Source organism: Serratia sp. CoH_134_PS_4 (assembly GCF_058190535.1).
In genome coordinates this window covers 185,717-202,841 of sequence record NZ_JBXWKI010000008.1, presented here as the reverse complement: position 1 = coordinate 202,841, position 17,125 = coordinate 185,717, and the positions used below count along the sequence as shown (strand labels likewise).

The following is a 17,125-nucleotide window of genomic DNA, read 5'->3' as shown; positions in this document are numbered from 1 at the left end:
GGATTTTTAGTATTGAAGGTTCATAAAAACAGGATGGTTAATGCCCCCCAACTCAGCCTGAAAGGCAACACCTATTCGAGCGGGGCCACATTATCGAAATGCGCTTGGAACAAGGCGTTAAATTCGGCGCGCTGCTCAACCTTCTTGGCGATGGCACTCAGCGTCGGGCAATGCTGTTGGAACCAACGCTGCCCCGGCCGCCAATGACACATTACCGCCACATAAAGGTCCAGCGCACTGAAACTCCTGCCGAGAAACCAGGGGCCACCGTCACAGGCACTGGCCAATTGCAACAGCAGCCGCTGGCGATAGCGCAAAATTTCGGCCGCTAATTGTTCTGGCTCCGGCGCTTTTGGCAGCCATCTTTCAGGATGGTCAGCGTAGGTAAAAGTAGGATAAATTTCAGCGTTGATGAACAGCAACCACCGCAAAAATTGTGGCAGCAATGCAGACCCCGCATGCGGCACCAGCTCAGCGTGCGGGGCACGATCGTGCAGCAAAAGAATAATTGCCGCGCTTTCCGTCATCACTTCCCCATTGGGCAGAATCAGTGTCGGAACCTGCCCCAACGGGTTCAGTTCCAGCAGCCGATCGCGCTCGGGGCTGTCCAACTGATAGTCCACTTCCTCGTAGCCCCAGGGAAACCCCGTTAGCTCCAGAGCAGCGGCAACAATCGTGGAGCCGCAACCGCGGGTACCCAATAACGTATAAGTTTCACGCATGATTTTTCCTAAAATCAGGAACAGTATCGCTAACTGTAGACCAGTCGCTGACACTTGCTCGAGGAAGAAATTCACACTTTCCGCAACTTTTTTAATCGTTCGATATGAAAATGAATATTTTGTCATAAATAGATCACATAACTGCGGTAAAAAACCTGCGCTGCAAACAATCAAGCGGCACAGTGAAACAGCAGTACAACTGATGATAAGCGTCTTTCAATCGAATAAAGCAGGGTAAATCATGAAACGTAATCTTCTGGCCGTTATTATTCCGGCACTTTTAATTGCGCAGACAGCACAGGCAGCAGAAATCTACAATAAAGACGGCAACAAACTTGATTTTTACGGCCGCGTAAAAGCACTGCACTATTTCTCTGACGATACCGGCAATGATGGCGACAAAACCTATGTGCGTATCGGTTTTAAAGGCGCTACTCAAATTAACGATATGCTGACTGGTTATGGCCAGTGGGAATATCAGATTTCAGCGAACCATTCTGAATCCGACAGCGCGAAAGACACCAAAACGCGTTTGGGCTTCGCCGGTTTGAAATACAAAAACCTCGGTTCATTCGACTACGGTCGCAACTACGGCATTATTTATGACGTCGGCGCCTGGACGGATATGCTGCCTGAGTTCGGTGATGATGCTTACGTCAAAACCGACAACTTTATGAATGGCCGTACCAACGGCGTTGCAACCTACCGTAACAACGACTTCTTCGGTCTGGTTGACGGTCTGAAGTTTGCCATTCAGTACCAAGGCAAGAACGAAAATGACGGCCGCGCCGGCAGCAAAGCGAACGGTGACGGTTGGGGCTTGTCTTCCAGCTATGAAATTATCGACGGCCTGAGCGTGGGCGCAGCCTATGCTTCTTCTAACCGTACTGCCGGCCAAAAAGCGGGCACCTTCGGCAAAGGCGACAAAGCCGATATCTGGGCTGGCGGTCTGAAATACGACAATAACGCCGTTTACCTGGCAGCAACTTATTCACAAAGCCGCAATATTGCGCCTATTTCTGGCACAGCGACCATTAATAATACGTCTACCTCCGTCAGCGGCTTTGCCAATAAAGCAGAAGGTCTGGAGCTGGTTGCACAATATCAGTTCGACTTCGGCCTGCGCCCATCACTGGGTTATGTTCAGCAGAAGGGTAAAGATATTGAAGGCATCGGCGACGCCGACCTGGTTAAATATATCGACGTAGGTACTTACTACTATTTCAACAAGAACATGTCGACCTATGTTGATTATAAAATCAACCAACTCGACAGCAACAATAAGTTGGGTCTGAAAGATGACAACGTCATCGCCGTCGCCCTGACTTACCAGTTCTGATGTGATGAATAACCACCACTGCAAACCTTAGCTTCACTTGATATGTTACTTCGCCGGGCGGCTACGCCCGGTTTTTTTCATTGGTGCTTTTCCCCTCTTTCCCGCCCGATCGCCGTTCTGCATCCCGTAACCGCACGCCGAAACTTGCCTTGTAAAACAATCAGGTCTAGATGTATACCCTACAGCTTTCACGTTGCAGCCGGGCGACCGGCTCGCTCATCCCCAGCTATCGTAGTGGCACCGCATGCTGCGCCCCTACAGTCACTGGGGTGACAGGTCTGCAATTTGAAAGATGATGGGTATATCGCGTCCACTTTAAACCGGAACACATCATGCACACCGAGGAACTCTTTGAGTATCAAAGCGCCCTGCGCTACAGCAGCGACGCGTTGGCGCAGATCCTCTGCCATTGTTTTGAAAACTACATTGTACGTTTTGTGATTGACGGCGACACCTTCGCCCGCCGCTTTGGCGCGGAAGATCTCAGCTTGAACGACAGCATTATCGTCACCCATCAGCAACAACCGGTAGCACTGGCGTTGATTAGCCGACGTGGCTTACACAGCCGGGTGTCGGCGCTGTCTATCCGACCGGAAATGCGTGGCAAAGGGTTGGGGAAAGCGCTGATGCAACGGATTGTCGCCGATGCGCATAAGCGCGGCGATCGTCAGCTGTCGCTGGAGGTGATAGAAGGTAACGATCCCGCCATTGCGCTATACCACCAGGCAGGATTGCGCATCGTCCGGACGCTGACCGGCCACTTGGCCGCAGAACAAAGCCAGGCCGAGGTTGCACCACTGCAGGAGATCGATCCGCTCTTCGTTTCTCACCGCCTGGTCGCCGAGGGTGCCACCAGTTTGCCCTGGCTGATCGCCCCAGAATCGCTGTTTAAACTGCCCGGTAAACCCCACGCATTCAGCCTTGGGCAACACCTTGCCTATGCCGTGGTGCAGGTGGGTGCCGATAAGTGCTTTCTGCGCATGATTTACGTGCCGCCGGAGCACCGCAACCAGGGCCATGCCCGAACGATGCTGGCGGCGCTGCAAGCACGGTTTTCACCCTTACCCTTGGCGGCTAACGTTTACGTTCCCGAGGTGGCAGCCCCCTTCTTTGATCGACTCGGCTGGCAGCAAGATCCGTTACGCCAGTTTGAAATGACCATGACCTTAGAAACATCACAATAACAAACAGAGAGCTATCCCTTTATGGCAGGAATACATAGACAAAAAGTGACCCTTGGCGCAGCAATCGGTATTGCGCTACTGACCCTGGCTGGCTGCGCGCAGCCACCGAAAACGGATCTGCAAGCCCAACAGCGCCTGGCGGATCAATCCGTGCTGGCACTGAACTGGTTCCAGCAGTCCGGGGAATATCAGGCACTGGCGCACCAGGCGTTCAACAGCGCCCGACTGGCGTTTGATCACGCCAAGGTCGCGCCAGGCAAGAAGAAAGCCGTGGTTGTGGATCTGGACGAAACCATGCTGGATAACAGCCCCTATTCTGGCTGGCAGGCGCGGCAAGGCCAACCTTTTGCAGGGGCAACCTGGGAAAAATGGTCACAGGCAGAACAAGCCGGTGCCGTGCCGGGTGCCGTGCAATTTGCCCGGTACGTCAATAGCCATCAGGGCACCATGTTCTACGTTTCAAACCGTAAACAGTCTGAATACGCTGCCACCGTCGCCAACATGCAGAAGCTTGGCTTTACCGGCATGTCGGAAAAAACCGTGCTGCTTAGCGGTGATACCTCCAACAAGCAGCCGCGTTTCGACGCCATCAAAAACGCCGGTTACGACGTCGTGGTGTATGCCGGTGACAACCTGAACGATTTCGGCGCGGCGACCTATCACAAGGATAACGCCCAACGTCGGGCCTTTGTCAGCGAAAACCAAAGCAAATTTGGCACCGAGTTTATCGTGCTGCCGAACCCGCTGTATGGCGACTGGGAAAGCGGCATGGCGAAGGACTATAACAAACTGACACCAGAGCAAAAGCTGCAGATCCGCCAACAGGCCATTAAGGCCTGGAACGAGCAGTAACCCTGATTGAGTGGGGCGAATGTATTCGCCCCCCTACGGTGACAACGCTTAAAAGACGACGGGTCTACTCAAAGTAATTTATACATATAACTGGTGGCCTCTAACGCATTCCCCTTGCTGGCACGGGCGTATTGCGGAATGCTGCCCGCCAGTTGAAACCCCAACTGGCGATACATGCCCTCTGCTGTATCGCCGGTCAGGGTATCGAGCACCAATAAGTGCCGCTGAAGCTCAATCGCTTTTTGCTGCACTTGCAGCATCAGATTACGGGCAATGCCCTGACGACGGGCATCCGGATGCACCATCAGTTTCACCACCTCTGCGCGGTGACGGCCATTGTCAGGCATATCCAACAGCAACTGCACCGTGCCGACAACGCGCCCGGCATCACGGGCCACCAATAACACCCTTTCCCCACGCTCAATCGCCGGCAACAGGCGACACCAGAACGCCTGCGCCTGATCAAGGCTGAACGGCATGATAAAACCAATGCTCGCCCCCTGAGACACACTGGCTTGCAGCATGGCCGCCAGTTCGGGAATTGCGCTTTGTGCTGCATCGGCATTCAGTTGCTGTATCTCAATCATGATTAAGGCCTGCAGATAACGAGGGTGTAATGGGCCGGCTCGGGGCCGGGTGCATGAAATTTTGACGCGCCAAACAGCCGATAACGCAGACAATCGCCCGGCTTAAGCAGGAAAGTGCGCGTTTCTAACGTCAGTTCGAGTTGGCCTTCCAGCAGCCACAAATGGTGCTCGAGTGCATGTATCGATGGCCCGTCATAGGCAATTACCGCGCCGGCCTCAAGCCGGCACTCGACAAATTCAGCCTTGTACAACGCGGCGGGCGGGGATACCGAGCGACGATGAAAACCGCTGGCCGGGTCAACCCACACCGTTTGCGCTTCGCGGTGCAGTAACTCCGGCGGCTCGTCCTCAACCTCACTGAGCAACCGTGACATGGTCAATCCATACGCCGAACACAGCTTATTGAGCAACGAGGCCGTCGGGCTGGTTTCTGCACGTTCCACACGCGACAGTGTCGCCCGGCTAATACCGGTTTGTTGTGCCAGTTCTTCCAGTGACCAGCCCTGCTGTTGGCGTAAATCAGACAGCCGTTGTGCCAGCCGGAGATCGGCACTTTCCAATCCGTTATCCATTATTGCGTCTCTGATACAAAAAAATCCCATATAAGAGAAATAATCTCAAATACGGGATTAGTCAATCACGTTTTATACTGGCCGAACAAAAACGCGAGAATCAGCAGACTGTCAGCAACACTTACGCACTGTTACGGGGTATCGCCGGGCATTCCGCGGATAACGGGTCTGATTCCGCAGGCGTTTCTGCAGCGGATGGCGGTGTAATCGCCGCACAGCGCCAGGCGCTAAATACCGCCAGCAACGGTGCCAAGGCGAACAGCAGGAACAGCCAACGCGCTGCGGAAGCTGCCCCCGACGCGCCACCCGGCACATTCAGCCCCGCCAGGTTGGCAATCATCCCCGCCAAGGCGGCACCGAACGCGGTCGCAAACAGTTGCACCGTGGTGATCGACGCCCCGGCAATATCTTTGTCCGCCTCAGGCGAGACCTGCAGAATTCGCGTCAGCAGGTGCGGCCAACCAAACCCGATGCCAAACCCCACCAACGTCAGGGCAATCACAATTGGCGTCAGCGCTACCCAATGGCCGCCAGAAGGCATCGGCATCAGCACGGCCAACGCCAGCAAACCGACCAGGACAAACACTGGCCCGCTGATGATTGCCCGGCGGATACCCGCACTACGCCAACCGGAACTGAGGATCTCTGAAAGTGTCCAGCCTGCCGCCATGGTTGCGGCAATATAGCCAGAAATCAGCGGCGACTGGCCATGCAGCGTTTGCAGGAAATAAGGCACGAAGATTTCACTGGTCATGCCCACCACCAGCAAAGAGACGGTGATATACAGCGAGGCCAAGGAGGATCCACGACGTAAAGCGCCCTGTGGCAACAGACGAGCCTGAGAGTGCGCTTCACGCTGTATCAGCCAGGCCATCATCAACACGGCCAACGCAATACCGCCCAGATTGATCCACGCGCTATCTGCCAGGCTACCGGCGGAAACCACCAACACCGCAGTCGCTAGCAACAATAACTGGGCTACCGGCAACGGCGCCGCCTGCTGTTGTGGCTTGCCTTTCGGCAGGATCAGGAAGGTAAACCCGGCGTACAACACCATGATCGGCAACAGAATGCCAAAGGCCCATCGCCAGGCGTTTAGCTCGGCAAAAATGCCCCCTACGGCCGGTCCGACCAGGGTTGCGATACCCCACATCGCGGAAATCAGCGCCATTGCGCGCGGCCACAGCTTTTGCTCAAACACCAGATTGATCATGGCGTACGAAAGCGCGAAAATCAGCCCGCCACCGAAACCCTGCACGGTTCGGCCTATGAGCATTATCGGCATCGAGGGTGCCAGTGCGCATAACATCGCCCCGGCGATAAAGAACAGCGACGCCACCAGATAGGCACTGCGCGCACCATAGCCACTGAGTAATCGTGCCGATAATGCCGACCCCAGAATAGACGCCACCACAAACAACGTGGTGTTCCAGGCATACAGGTTCAGACCACCGATGTCCTGCACCACCGAGGGCAGAATGGTGGTGGCGACCAGAATATTGATTGCATGCAGCGCTACGCCGAGTGAGAGCGCGATCGCACTGGCACCATTTTTGCCGGAAAAGAGATCGGCCCAGCGGCTATCATCATGGGTTATCACGGTTGTCGTCCTGTTTTCAGAGGAATGGCATTGAGTTAATAGTGATATTGCGTTAAATTTAACAAGAGTTAACTTGGAATAATGGTAGGGCGAGGCGGAGAAATATGTCAAGAATAAACTTGGAAAATAGCGGTGGTTCCGCACAATCGGTCAGTGACCGTTTGCTGACACTTCTAAAAACCCGCGGCCCACAGCAAGCGTCTGATGCAGGAAAGGTCCTTGGCACAACCGGCGAGGCAGCACGCCAGCAGTTCGTTAAACTGGCAAAAGAGGGGTTGGTGGAGGCCGTTGCGGAAACCCGTGGCGTCGGCCGTCCGGTGCAACTTTGGCACCTGACTGCCGCAGGCAATGCGCGCTTTCCGGATACCCATTCCGAACTGACCGTCCAACTGCTGCGTACCGTACGCGACAAATTGGGCGAACAGGCGATCGAACTTTTGATCGACACGCGGGAACAAGAAACGCGCATTAACTACAAGCAGGCGATGATCGGCGCGGCCGATTTACAGGAACGCATTGAACGCCTGACCGCAATCCGTTCTCGTGAGGGCTATATGGCCGAATGGCGCGCACAGGAGGACGGTTCCTTTCTGCTGGTGGAAAACCATTGCCCTATTTGCGCTGCCGCCACGGTTTGCCAAGGGTTCTGTCGTGCAGAGCTGAGCATTTTCACCGAAGTGCTGCAGGCACAGGTTGAACGTTCCGAACACATTCTGGCCGGCGCACGCCGTTGTGCTTATCGTATTTCGTTGCTGTAACTGGCACGCGGAATCAAGCCGCGTACTGGCTGGTGTCGTCCGGTGAATCATCCCGGATTCACTAGCCTCTCATTCCATTAAAAAGTACGGAAAAGCGTTGCTTATCCTCTGCCCGATCGGGTTTACTGAGCGTTCTAATAATAACTTTCCCTACAGAATAAAAATCCATGCTGAGCCAAAATAGCCGTAACGTCCTGCCGTTAATCGGGGCGCTGTTCACGTTATATATTGTCTGGGGTTCGACCTACTTCGTGATTCGCCTGGGTGTAGAAAGCTGGCCGCCGTTGATGATGGCGGGCATTCGCTTCCTGGTCGCCGGCATTGTGCTCTTCAGCTTTTTGGCGCTGCGCGGCCACGCGCTGCCCACCCCAAAGCAATGGTTGGCCGCGGGCACCATCGGTATTTTGCTCCTGGCGGTGGGTAATGGCCTGGTGACTGTGGCAGAGCATCAACACGTACCTTCCGGTATCGCCGCCGTGATGGTGGCAACCGTTCCCCTGTTCACGCTGTGCTTTAGTCTGTTTTGGGGCATGCGTAATACCAAACTGGAGTGGGCAGGCATCGGGCTGGGGCTCGTTGGGATCGTGCTGCTCAATACCGGCAATAACCTGGTTGGCAACCCAACAGGTGCACTGTTGATCCTGCTGGCGTCCGCCAGTTGGGCCTTTGGCTCTGTGCTCGGTTCGCGTATTTCGTTACCGGCTGGACCAATGGCCGGAGCCGCAGAAATGCTGGTCGCAGGCGTAGTGCTATTGGTCGTTAGCCAGCTGAGTGGCGAACACCTTACGCAGATGCCCAGCGCCAAAGGCTTCTTCGCACTAGGCTACCTGATTGTCTTTGGTTCAATGCTGGCGATCAGCGCCTATATGTTTTTGCTGAAAAACGTGCGCCCGGCAGTTGCGACCAGTTATGCCTACGTCAATCCGGTAGTGGCCGTGCTGCTTGGTATCGGCTTCGCCGGCGAATCACTGGCACCGCGTGAATGGGTCGCGCTGGTGATTATTGTCGCGGCGGTGGTGCTGGTGACCTTGGGCAAATTCCTGTTTGCGCGCCCGGTCAAAATTCAACCTGTCGGTAGCATCAAAGAGTGACCAAAAGGGCGGTCTGCGGGCCGCCATTTAAAACGATTCTTGTTTCGCCCGTTGAAGAGACTATAATTCCCGCTGTTCCGAGCAACCTGCGAAATCATCCCAATGCTGAAAAAATCGTTCATTATCGTTATCTTTCTGTGCGCCTTTGGCTCACTCGGCGGCGTATTCCTGGCTGGGCTGAATATGTACACCCGCTCTACTACGCCACAAGAAGAAGCCCCCGCGTCCAGTGAAGCCACTGCCACGACGACGACAGAGAATATTCAAGCCAAGTAATGCGACATCCAGCCCTGGCAACGCTGTTGTAAAAAGCGCTGTAGCAGCCTGACGCGCTCCGATACCTGTGAACGGTGTGGGCAAACCAGGCTGATGGGCACCGCGTCGCTTTGCCATTCCGGCAGCACAGGGATTAACCGTCCGGCCTGAATATCGGCCACCACATCGATGGCTGACTTACGGACGATGCCATGTCCTGCCAGTGCCCAACGGCGCGCGATCTCACCGTCATCCGTAAAATAACGCCCACTCAGCGCCACCTCCACCAGCTCATCGCCTCGCCACAAACGCCATTGGGCCTGCCTACGTCCACTGGGTTGATAGATCAGGATGCTGTGCTGAGCGAGTTCGGCAGGTGTTTGTGGTACACCATGCTGTTGCAGATAATCGGGGCTGGCGCAAATCAGGCGACGGTGCTGCGGCAGGATCGGCAACGCCACCAGCGAAGAGTCCGCCAATTGACCGAAGCGCAAAGCAATATCCACCGGTTCACGAAATAAATCTGCATGGCGATCGTTAATCAGCAATTGCAGTTGAATATGCGGATGTTGTTGTTTGAACTCGTCGAGCCAGCCCAGCAACAAGTTGCGACCAAAATCTGAGGGAGCGGAAATTTGCAACACACCAGAAAGTCCCTGATGTTTCTCACGTATCGCCTGTTCACCCTCCGCCAGTGCTCCTAGCGCCAGGCGGGCACTGTCGAGATACCGCAGCCCTTCTTCCGTCAGGCGCAAACTACGTGTAGAGCGCACCAGCAGCCGGGCCCCCAACCGCTGCTCCAGCCTTTTTATCGCGACGCTGGCCGCCGCTGGCGTAATATCCAGCGTACGGGCTGCTGCAGAAAAACTCCCGCCTTCCACCGTACGGACAAACACCTCAAGGTCGATAAAAGATGTCATGGGTTATTCCTGTACCACGCCAATTATTAAAATTAATTTACAAGTATTTGCCATTTAGGCCAATTGTTCGCGGATTTTCAATGGTTAATGATAGATAACACTGAAATTAACCGAAATTGAGGCACTATCATGACTTTCCTTTCTTCTTCCCTGAACCGACAAAAACTGGTGATCTTGGGGGGTAATAGCGGCATCGGCGCAGCGGTAGCCTATGCCGCCCTGGCTCAGGGTGCCAGTGTCGTATTGGCATCACGTCGTACCGGTAGCATGCAACAATACCAGCCGGCAGACGACAACCTGCGCGTCATGCAGGCAGATGTGACCGATGAAAACTCACTGCGCGCACTGTTCGCTGAAGTCGGTGAGTTCGATCATCTGGTCTTCACCGCCGGACCGGTTGTGCAAGCCAGACTATTGGCAGATACCGATTTCAGCGAGGCGCAGGCCAACTTCGATGTCAAACTGTGGGGCGCACTGCGCGCCATTAAAGCCGCGTTACCCACCCTGTCACCACGAGGCTCCATCACCCTAACGTCCGGCCAACTTTCACGGAAATACCTCAGCGGTCAGTTAATAAAAACCGGCATCAACGCGGCATTGGAGGCGATTGGCAAGCAGTTGGCGAAAGAGTTGGCACCGCGGCGGGTCAACGTGGTCAGCCCGGGCGTTACCGCCACAGAAGCCTACGACAGCTTGAATGCCGAGCAGCGCCAGGCGATGTTTGCCAAAGCGGGTTCAGGGTTACCCGTCGGGCGTGTTGGCCAGGCAGCAGATGTGGCCGCCGGCTATTTGCTGGCGATAGAAAACGGCTTTATCACCGGCAGCGTGATCGATATTGACGGCGGAGGGCTGCTGTAAACTTACAGCGCCGTCACCCCAAGCGCTGCGGCCTGTTGTTCCAGTTCCGTGATTTTTTGGTATGCCGAACGCGGTACCACGCTAAAATCACCGATCAACAGGCCGTCGCTGACCGCTTCGCCCACCATCGCCCTCGCACCGGCACGCAGTATTTCCAGCTGTGCCGCTGGCGTTCGTGCTGAGGTAATGAGCGGCAACCCCGGCACGGTGGCGGTTCGTCCAATAATTTTCAACCCTGCCAGCGCCTGCGGCTGTGCCCGCTTCAGCAGTTCCAGGCTGACACAATCAACGGCGGCAATATCCGCCTGCCCCGCTTTGATCAACGCTATTGACTGGTAATGTGCACCGGACGCCACGGCGGCGCGGAAGAATTTTCCCTCCTGTGCCAATGGTGCGATCAGTGCTCGCAGGCTGTTATGACCTGATTGAGAGTCAGTGCTGTTATAGGCGGCGATCCGGCCACGAAAGTCCGCCAGCTGGTCGCCGGGCTCATCCTCACGCACCACTAACCAACTGCTGTAATCCGGCCCTTCGCAACCCTCAACACGGTAGTGATAAGTCCCAATCAACTGAACCTGCGGCAGGCTGCTGACCAGCGGATAACCGCAGGTTTGGCTAAGCAATAAGTCATCCCGCTGCCAGTGCTGCGCCAGGTCTTGTGGCCAAATAAGCTGTTCCGGCGCTTGCGGCAACCCCAGTTGCAACAACTTTCCGCGCAGCACGTGCCAGAAAGACTCAGCCATGTGATGAGTGACGCCGTACATGGGTAAGGATACCTGCATCATGTTTCCCCTTATTCCGCAGAAGAGGCCATTAGCGTCTGCTGACGCCAGGCGGTGAGATGGCGCACCCAGCGCTCAAACAGCATGTCGGTGATGATCGCCAATAGGGCGACGACCACGGCTCCCTGGATCACATAGGCGGTATTAAAGCCGCTAAGGCCAATGATAATCGGCGAGCCGAGTGTTTTTGTGCCGACCGTGGAGGCGATCGCCGCCGTGCCAATATTAATGATTACCGAGGTGCGGATACCGGCAACAATCACCGGCGCCGCCAGCGGCAGTTCGACGCGCCACAGGATCTGCCGAGCATTCATCCCCACCCCTTGCGCAATCTCACGGGTGGCACTGGGCACTGATTCAATACCCGCCAGCGTGCCCTGTAGGATGGGCAACAAACCGTAGAGGACCAGCGCGATAATTGCCGGCTGTTCGCTAAACCCCATCACCGGTACCGCAACCGCCAACACCGCAACCGGCGGAAAAGTCTGTCCCACCGCCACGACGGTTTCCACCAGCGAACGGAACTCTTTACCGGCACGCCGCGTCACCCCAATCCCGGCCGCCACGCCAATCACGACCGCAATCAGGCTGGAAACCGCTACCAGCAGCAGATGCGCCCATACCAGTGAGATAAAACTGTCCTGCTGATACACTGGCCGATCCAGATCGGGAAACCAGGCGGCAAACAGGCCATGCAAATGATTCATGCCAAACACCAATGCCAGCAACAGGGCAAAAGTCCACGGCAGCGGATCGCGCAGCCAGCGCAGGGCTTGAGGCGCACTCATGACAGCGCCTTTTGGGTAATCAGATCGCTGAAATGCAGCACGCCAAGCGCCTCACCTTGTTCACCCATCACCGGTAAACATTCCGTGCCACGTGCCACAAATACTGATAGCGCTTCACGCAGGCTCATAGCGGCAGCGATAGGGTCCCCTTCAGCATGACCAGGGCGTACCCGCTCAGCCACGGTGCCCAACGACAGCAGTTTGATACCGCGATCGCTGCGGCCAAAGAAATCGCGGACAAAATCGTTGGCCGGGGCCGTCAATAACGCCAGCGGCGTGCCCTGCTGCACGATGCGCCCCTGATCGAGCAACACAATACGGTCCGCCAGTGCCAGTGCTTCGTCAATGTCGTGCGTCACCAGTACAATGGTACGTCCGGAGAGATGATGAATACGCGCGATCTCCGTTTGCAACGCCGCACGCGTCACCGGATCGAGTGCGCCAAAGGGTTCATCCATCAGCAACACCTCGGGATCGGCAGCCAATGCGCGCGCCACGCCTACCCGCTGCTGCTGCCCGCCGGAAAGCTGGTGCGGGTAACGATGACGGAACACATCCGGTTCCAAATGCAACAGCTCCAGTAATTCCGTCACCCGATCGCGAATACGTGCCCGTGGCCATTTCAGCAGCTGTGGCACAGTGGCGATATTCTCCTCCACCGTCCAGTGCGGAAACAGGCCGATCGACTGGATCGCATACCCCATCCGGCGGCGCAGATCCTGCGGTTTGAATCTCTGGATTTCTTCACCGGCAAAGTAGATTTTCCCCTGGTCGTGTTCGATCAGTCGGTTGATCATTTTCAACGTTGTGGACTTGCCTGAGCCAGAGGTGCCGATCAATACGGTAAATTCACCCTTGGCAATCTGTAGCGTCAGATCGTCCACCGCGGGCTTGCCCTGAAAAATCTTGCTGACCTGATTAAACTGAATCATCGGCGTGACACTTCCAAAATTGAAACCATGAACTTAAACAGTGAATCGACGATAACCGCCATCACGATCACCGGAATGACCCCCAGCAACACCAGATCCAGTGCGCTGCTGAGCAGCCCCTGGAAGACAATGGCACCAAAGCCTCCGGCGCCAATCAGTGCCGCCACGACCGCCATGCCAACGGTTTGTACCGCAAGAATACGCACACCGGTCAGGAACAGCGGCAATGCCAGCGGCAGCTGTACGCGGAAAAACACCTGACTACGCGTCATCCCCATGCCACTGGCAGATTCGATCACGCTGGCCGGCACACTTTGCAACCCCGCCACGACGCTGCGTACCAACGGCAACAGGGCATACAGCACCAACGCAACAATGGCCGGAGCCATACCAATGCCACTGACGCCATGCTCTGCCAACCAGGGCAATGCCTTCGCCAAACCGGCCAAGGGCGCGATCAACAGGCCAAACAAAGCAATCGAGGGTACGGTCTGAATAATATTCAGCGTGGAGAATATCGGTGTCTGCCAACGTGCGGAGCGAAAACACAGCACCCCGAGCGGCAGGCCAATTAACAGCGTCGGCACCAGCGTCGCCAACAGGATCGTCAGGTGCTGCAACAGCGCTGCATCAAACACGTCCTGCCGGTTGTAGTACTCTTTCAACAGTGAAAGCTGATCCAACTGGTGATTAAACAGCAGCAACAGCGTCGGTAACATCACCATCAGATTGCCGAACATGCGCCACACGTGCGAAGCGGTTATGCGGCTCACGGCATCGGCGGCAATCAGTAGACTTAGTGCCAGTATCAGCCAACAACCGCTTCCCCAGGAGGTGCGGGCCAGCCGTGAGCCATCCAATGCCAATTGCTGAGCTGCATGGCCGCTTAGCCAAAAGGTGAGCGCCAGCAATGCCGAAGCAGACAACGCAGTCAGCAGCGCATGACGCCTCCGTGGGACCAACAGGCTGAGTATGGCCAATACCAACATGGGTGCCAGCAGCCACAACGCGGGACCGTGCAACAGGGAAATCAGGGAAATGCTCTTGCCCGATAACAGGCGATTGGGGGCATAACTGAGAAACGGCAGGCCAAATGCAGCCAGCAGTAACAGAATAAGCAGCGTCAGTAATACACGGTTTTTTAGGGCAATAATCAAAGAAACTCTCCGGTTCCATGTTGGCCCCCAACTGGGGGCCAGTGGTGTTACCCCTTCACCAACCCTTTCTCTTTCAGGTAAGCCGCAGCCACCTGTTTGGCGTCCTGACCTTCCACCGCGATCTGTGCATTGAGCTTTTGCAGCGTCGGGCCATCCAGTGAAGCAAATACCGGTTTCAGTAATTCAGCGATGTTGGCATGCTGTTTTAGCGTGGCTTCACGAATAATCGGTGCTGGCGCGTAAATCGGCTGCACACCCTTTGGATCATCCAGCGTTTGCAGCCCCAGCGCCGCCACCGGGCCGTCGGTCCCGTAGGCCATGGCCGCGTTCACACCGGATGTCTGTTCCGCCGCAGCCTTGATGGTCACCGCCGTGTCCCCCCCGGCCAGCGACAGCAACTGATCCTGATTCAGCGTAAAGCCATAGGCACTTTGGAATGCCGGCAAAGCATCTGGGCGTTCGATAAATTCCGCCGACGCCGCCAGTTTGAACTTGCCCCCTCCGTTGATCCACTTGCCCAGATCGGCAAGCGTTTTCAGATGGTTGGCATCCGCCACGTCCTGACGGATAGCAATGGTCCAGGTGTTGTTGGCCGGGGCGGCGTCCAACCAGACAATTTTGTTCTTGTCATAATCCAGCTTTTTCACTTTTTCAAACCCGGCCTGAGCATTTTTCCATGCAGGGTCTTTTTCATCAGAAAAGAAAAACGCACCGTTGCCGGTGTATTCCGGGTAAACGTCAATTTCGCCGGAGGTGATCGCCCCGCGCAGCACTTTGGTGGTGCCAAGCTGCAACTTATTGGTGGTTTTGATGCCGTTAGATTCCAGCACCTGTACGATGATGTTCCCGAGCAATGAGCCTTCGGTATCAATTTTAGAGCCGACGCGTACCGTATCGGCCGCTTGCGCCACACCGACGCTCGCCGCGAGCAAACTCAGCGCCAGCGCAAAGACACGACCACGTGATGGAGTGATTGCCATACTTTTTCCTCTTGTTGTGTAGTGTCCGGCTATTTGGCCAGATCGATTGGAAAATCTTGAGAAACGCGCGTCCATCGCACAATAAAAGTCTCCGTCGACCAAACAAGGTTTTCGCCCTGGGATTCCCTTGGCGGCTCGCCGACGGAAAACGGATGCACTTCAACGTCGATCGGGGTGAACGCGTAGTCACTCACCCACTGACCATAGCCCTGAACCACAAACCCTTGGCTACGCTGCTGGTATGCACTGCGCTCCGCCAAATACACCTGCCTTAAACCGTACCACGGTAAGCCGGGGAGATCATGGTGAACTAAATGATAGTTCAGATTGAGAAACAACAGCCGCCACGGCCAAGCCGCCTCATTAATAATAGAACGTGCCTGCGGTGCGTCCACGGCGCGATGTTCAAAAAATGATCTCACCTTGGTCATCGCCAGCGCCGGGTAGCTGATCGCCACCAGGTAAAATACCGTGCCAATGCCATGCTGTTGCAACCACCCCAATACCGCCACCAGCAATAACAGATGCACCAACCACATCACCAATGTGCGCATTTCACCGGCAGCGATCGTTTTTATCGCCGTGATTCCGGTAGCCGCAATGTCCAGCGCAGGGCCAAGCACAATGCGCCCGACCAGCGTATTACGCACCTTGGCCAACAGCGGAAAAATCCGTGGGTAGCGTTGCCATTGCGCTTGGCTAACGTAATAGCTTTCAGGATCTTCATGTGGATCGGTGAGATGTTCATTACGGTGATGCTGAATATGCGAATCACGATACAGACCATAGGGATACCATACCGCCAGTGGCAGCAAGCCGAAAAGCTGATTGAGCCGCGGCCAGCGCGTCGGATGACCGTGAATAAGCTCATGCTGTAGCGACATATACCAGGTTGTCAGCAAAATCAGCAACGGCGTGCCAAGCCAGGGGCCCATTGTCTGCCAGTATTGCACGACGCCAAACCAACCGCCGTAAACCGCCGCCATAATCCCCCAGGTTGGCAGCTCCAAACGCCAAAACCAGCGCTGATTAAGCTGTTGGATCCAATCGCGTTGGGCAGGATGCAAATAGTGACTATGACGTTTATCTGAGGACATGCATGGGCTCGCTGTATAAGATTTTGCTCAGTATCAGCGAGCTGCCTGGACGCTCAAAATAACGAAAGCGGCAAAGCAAAGTGAAAAATCAGCACGTTATTACGCATTCAATGCAATTTCATGATCCCACAGGCATTGCTGAAAGAATCATGGCTCAATACAAGCCACTATCTGATAAGTTAATGAAAAATGGTGACATCAGGAGGTGACATGCGTCAGCGGATCATCGTCTGCCCAATTATAGAAAATAAGGGCGAGTATTTACTGTGCAAAATGGCCGACGACCGGGGCGTATTCCCCGGTCAGTGGGCACTGTCCGGTGGCGGTATGGAGCCAGGGGAGACCCTCGAGCAGGCCCTCCGCCGTGAGATAAAAGAAGAACTGGGAGAAGCACTGCATATCACCCAGATTACTCCCTGGACCTTCAGGGATGACGTCCGTACCAAGACCTACTCAGATGGCACAACAGAGGAAATCTACATGCTGTATTTGATTTTCGACTGTGTGAGTGCCAACCGGCAGATCAGCTTTAATGAAGAGTTTCAGGCAATCGCCTGGGTCAGCCCCGACAAGATACCTGAGCTCGATCTCAATGAGGCCACGCGTATCACGTTTGCGCAAAAAGGCATTTTATAACCCGGCTTTTCTGCG

Annotated in this window: 19 protein-coding genes; 8 read left to right on the top strand and 11 right to left on the bottom strand. The window is 55.3% G+C overall.

Features of this window, described 5'->3' with window-relative positions:
• Positions 1–71: 71 nt before the first annotated feature.
• On the bottom strand, positions 72–722 hold the full coding sequence (locus AC2FCQ_RS14750) for a glutathione S-transferase family protein (protein WP_265556327.1): 651 nt from the start codon (positions 720–722) through the stop codon (positions 72–74).
• Between the two features lie 241 nt (positions 723–963).
• On the opposite strand from AC2FCQ_RS14750, the gene ompC reads away from it, so the two are divergent.
• The 3 genes from ompC to AC2FCQ_RS14735 all read left to right on the top strand — a co-directional run bounded on the left by ompC (position 964) and on the right by AC2FCQ_RS14735 (position 4,097).
• A complete protein-coding gene (ompC, locus tag AC2FCQ_RS14745; RefSeq protein ID WP_209632331.1) occupies positions 964–2,061 on the top strand; it encodes a porin OmpC in 1,098 nt (365 codons plus the stop codon).
• A 332-nt stretch (positions 2,062–2,393) separates the two neighbouring features.
• A complete protein-coding gene (locus tag AC2FCQ_RS14740) occupies positions 2,394–3,245 on the top strand; it encodes a GNAT family N-acetyltransferase (RefSeq protein WP_490308532.1) in 852 nt (283 codons plus the stop codon).
• Between the two features lie 21 nt (positions 3,246–3,266).
• Positions 3,267–4,097 carry a 5'-nucleotidase, lipoprotein e(P4) family gene (locus AC2FCQ_RS14735; protein ID WP_265556325.1) on the top strand — a complete coding sequence of 277 codons (831 nt, stop codon included), beginning with the start codon at positions 3,267–3,269 and terminating at the stop codon, positions 4,095–4,097.
• A 68-nt stretch (positions 4,098–4,165) separates the two neighbouring features.
• On the opposite strand, the gene AC2FCQ_RS14730 is transcribed toward AC2FCQ_RS14735, so the two are convergent.
• The 3 genes from AC2FCQ_RS14730 to AC2FCQ_RS14720 form a co-directional block, all read right to left on the bottom strand.
• Positions 4,166–4,684 (bottom strand): GNAT family N-acetyltransferase, encoded by a 519-nt coding sequence (locus tag AC2FCQ_RS14730; protein WP_490308533.1) that lies wholly within the window; start codon positions 4,682–4,684, stop codon positions 4,166–4,168.
• 2 nt (positions 4,685–4,686) lie between these two features.
• Entirely contained in the window at positions 4,687–5,256 is a 570-nt protein-coding gene (locus tag AC2FCQ_RS14725; protein ID WP_209632327.1) for a helix-turn-helix domain-containing protein, read from the bottom strand.
• A gap of 121 nt (positions 5,257–5,377) precedes the next feature.
• Positions 5,378–6,856: an MFS transporter gene (locus tag AC2FCQ_RS14720; protein ID WP_490308534.1), complete on the bottom strand. Its 1,479-nt coding sequence runs from the start codon at positions 6,854–6,856 to the stop codon at positions 5,378–5,380.
• A gap of 104 nt (positions 6,857–6,960) precedes the next feature.
• Between AC2FCQ_RS14720 and AC2FCQ_RS14715 the strand changes: the two genes are divergently transcribed.
• The 3 genes from AC2FCQ_RS14715 to AC2FCQ_RS14705 all read left to right on the top strand — a co-directional run bounded on the left by AC2FCQ_RS14715 (position 6,961) and on the right by AC2FCQ_RS14705 (position 8,981).
• Positions 6,961–7,614: a helix-turn-helix transcriptional regulator gene (locus tag AC2FCQ_RS14715; RefSeq protein ID WP_209632326.1), complete on the top strand. Its 654-nt coding sequence runs from the start codon at positions 6,961–6,963 to the stop codon at positions 7,612–7,614.
• Positions 7,615–7,781: 167 nt separating this feature from the next.
• Positions 7,782–8,705, top strand: a complete 924-nt coding sequence (yedA, locus tag AC2FCQ_RS14710) for a drug/metabolite exporter YedA (protein ID WP_209632325.1) — start codon at positions 7,782–7,784, stop codon at positions 8,703–8,705.
• 102 nt (positions 8,706–8,807) lie between these two features.
• Positions 8,808–8,981, top strand: a complete 174-nt coding sequence (locus AC2FCQ_RS14705; RefSeq protein WP_404760063.1) for a hypothetical protein — start codon at positions 8,808–8,810, stop codon at positions 8,979–8,981.
• Here the strand turns inward: AC2FCQ_RS14705 and AC2FCQ_RS14700 are convergent.
• The gene (locus tag AC2FCQ_RS14700; RefSeq protein WP_404760064.1) at positions 8,969–9,880 is read right to left on the bottom strand and encodes a LysR family transcriptional regulator; all 912 of its coding nucleotides are present in this window, start codon (positions 9,878–9,880) and stop codon (positions 8,969–8,971) included. The genes AC2FCQ_RS14705 and AC2FCQ_RS14700 overlap by 13 nt on opposite strands.
• Before the next feature lie 129 nt (positions 9,881–10,009).
• Here AC2FCQ_RS14700 and AC2FCQ_RS14695 point away from each other — a divergent pair, with 129 nt between their 5' ends.
• The gene (locus tag AC2FCQ_RS14695; RefSeq protein WP_265556319.1) at positions 10,010–10,738 is read left to right on the top strand and encodes an SDR family oxidoreductase; all 729 of its coding nucleotides are present in this window, start codon (positions 10,010–10,012) and stop codon (positions 10,736–10,738) included.
• 2 nt (positions 10,739–10,740) lie between these two features.
• On the opposite strand, the gene AC2FCQ_RS14690 is transcribed toward AC2FCQ_RS14695, so the two are convergent.
• The 6 genes from AC2FCQ_RS14690 to AC2FCQ_RS14665 are packed head-to-tail and all read right to left on the bottom strand — an operon-like array spanning position 10,741 to position 16,474.
• Positions 10,741–11,520 (bottom strand): phosphate/phosphite/phosphonate ABC transporter substrate-binding protein, encoded by a 780-nt coding sequence (locus AC2FCQ_RS14690; protein WP_490308600.1) that lies wholly within the window; start codon positions 11,518–11,520, stop codon positions 10,741–10,743.
• 11 nt (positions 11,521–11,531) lie between these two features.
• The gene (locus AC2FCQ_RS14685; RefSeq protein ID WP_245209668.1) at positions 11,532–12,308 is read right to left on the bottom strand and encodes an ABC transporter permease; all 777 of its coding nucleotides are present in this window, start codon (positions 12,306–12,308) and stop codon (positions 11,532–11,534) included.
• Positions 12,305–13,240: an ABC transporter ATP-binding protein gene (locus AC2FCQ_RS14680; RefSeq protein ID WP_209632321.1), complete on the bottom strand. Its 936-nt coding sequence runs from the start codon at positions 13,238–13,240 to the stop codon at positions 12,305–12,307. Before AC2FCQ_RS14680 ends, AC2FCQ_RS14685 begins: the two co-directional genes overlap by 4 nt.
• Positions 13,237–14,397: an ABC transporter permease gene (locus AC2FCQ_RS14675; protein ID WP_490308535.1), complete on the bottom strand. Its 1,161-nt coding sequence runs from the start codon at positions 14,395–14,397 to the stop codon at positions 13,237–13,239. The genes AC2FCQ_RS14680 and AC2FCQ_RS14675 overlap by 4 nt, the downstream gene beginning before the upstream one ends.
• A gap of 47 nt (positions 14,398–14,444) precedes the next feature.
• Positions 14,445–15,377 (bottom strand): glycine betaine ABC transporter substrate-binding protein OsmF, encoded by a 933-nt coding sequence (gene osmF, locus AC2FCQ_RS14670; protein ID WP_209632319.1) that lies wholly within the window; start codon positions 15,375–15,377, stop codon positions 14,445–14,447.
• A 29-nt stretch (positions 15,378–15,406) separates the two neighbouring features.
• Positions 15,407–16,474 (bottom strand): fatty acid desaturase, encoded by a 1,068-nt coding sequence (locus AC2FCQ_RS14665; protein WP_265556316.1) that lies wholly within the window; start codon positions 16,472–16,474, stop codon positions 15,407–15,409.
• A 210-nt stretch (positions 16,475–16,684) separates the two neighbouring features.
• On the opposite strand from AC2FCQ_RS14665, the gene nudI reads away from it, so the two are divergent.
• Positions 16,685–17,110 carry a nucleoside triphosphatase NudI gene (gene nudI, locus AC2FCQ_RS14660; RefSeq protein WP_209632317.1) on the top strand — a complete coding sequence of 142 codons (426 nt, stop codon included), beginning with the start codon at positions 16,685–16,687 and terminating at the stop codon, positions 17,108–17,110.
• Positions 17,111–17,125 lie beyond the last annotated feature (15 nt).

Bases quoted from the DNA above. Each gene is read 5' to 3' on its own strand.
- AC2FCQ_RS14750 (WP_265556327.1), bottom strand. From the start codon at position 722: ATGCGTGAAACTTATACGTTATTGGGTACCCGCGGTTGCGGCTCCACG.
- ompC (WP_209632331.1), top strand. From the start codon at position 964: ATGAAACGTAATCTTCTGGCCGTTATTATTCCGGCACTTTTAATTGCG.
- AC2FCQ_RS14740 (WP_490308532.1), top strand. From the start codon at position 2,394: ATGCACACCGAGGAACTCTTTGAGTATCAAAGCGCCCTGCGCTACAGC.
- AC2FCQ_RS14735 (WP_265556325.1), top strand. From the start codon at position 3,267: ATGGCAGGAATACATAGACAAAAAGTGACCCTTGGCGCAGCAATCGGT.
- AC2FCQ_RS14730 (WP_490308533.1), bottom strand. From the start codon at position 4,684: ATGATTGAGATACAGCAACTGAATGCCGATGCAGCACAAAGCGCAATT.
- AC2FCQ_RS14725 (WP_209632327.1), bottom strand. From the start codon at position 5,256: ATGGATAACGGATTGGAAAGTGCCGATCTCCGGCTGGCACAACGGCTG.
- AC2FCQ_RS14715 (WP_209632326.1), top strand. From the start codon at position 6,961: ATGTCAAGAATAAACTTGGAAAATAGCGGTGGTTCCGCACAATCGGTC.
- yedA (WP_209632325.1), top strand. From the start codon at position 7,782: ATGCTGAGCCAAAATAGCCGTAACGTCCTGCCGTTAATCGGGGCGCTG.
- AC2FCQ_RS14705 (WP_404760063.1), top strand. From the start codon at position 8,808: ATGCTGAAAAAATCGTTCATTATCGTTATCTTTCTGTGCGCCTTTGGC.
- AC2FCQ_RS14700 (WP_404760064.1), bottom strand. From the start codon at position 9,880: ATGACATCTTTTATCGACCTTGAGGTGTTTGTCCGTACGGTGGAAGGC.
- AC2FCQ_RS14695 (WP_265556319.1), top strand. From the start codon at position 10,010: ATGACTTTCCTTTCTTCTTCCCTGAACCGACAAAAACTGGTGATCTTG.
- AC2FCQ_RS14690 (WP_490308600.1), bottom strand. From the start codon at position 11,520: ATGCAGGTATCCTTACCCATGTACGGCGTCACTCATCACATGGCTGAG.
- AC2FCQ_RS14685 (WP_245209668.1), bottom strand. From the start codon at position 12,308: ATGAGTGCGCCTCAAGCCCTGCGCTGGCTGCGCGATCCGCTGCCGTGG.
- AC2FCQ_RS14680 (WP_209632321.1), bottom strand. From the start codon at position 13,240: ATGATTCAGTTTAATCAGGTCAGCAAGATTTTTCAGGGCAAGCCCGCG.
- osmF (WP_209632319.1), bottom strand. From the start codon at position 15,377: ATGGCAATCACTCCATCACGTGGTCGTGTCTTTGCGCTGGCGCTGAGT.
- AC2FCQ_RS14665 (WP_265556316.1), bottom strand. From the start codon at position 16,474: ATGTCCTCAGATAAACGTCATAGTCACTATTTGCATCCTGCCCAACGC.
- nudI (WP_209632317.1), top strand. From the start codon at position 16,685: ATGCGTCAGCGGATCATCGTCTGCCCAATTATAGAAAATAAGGGCGAG.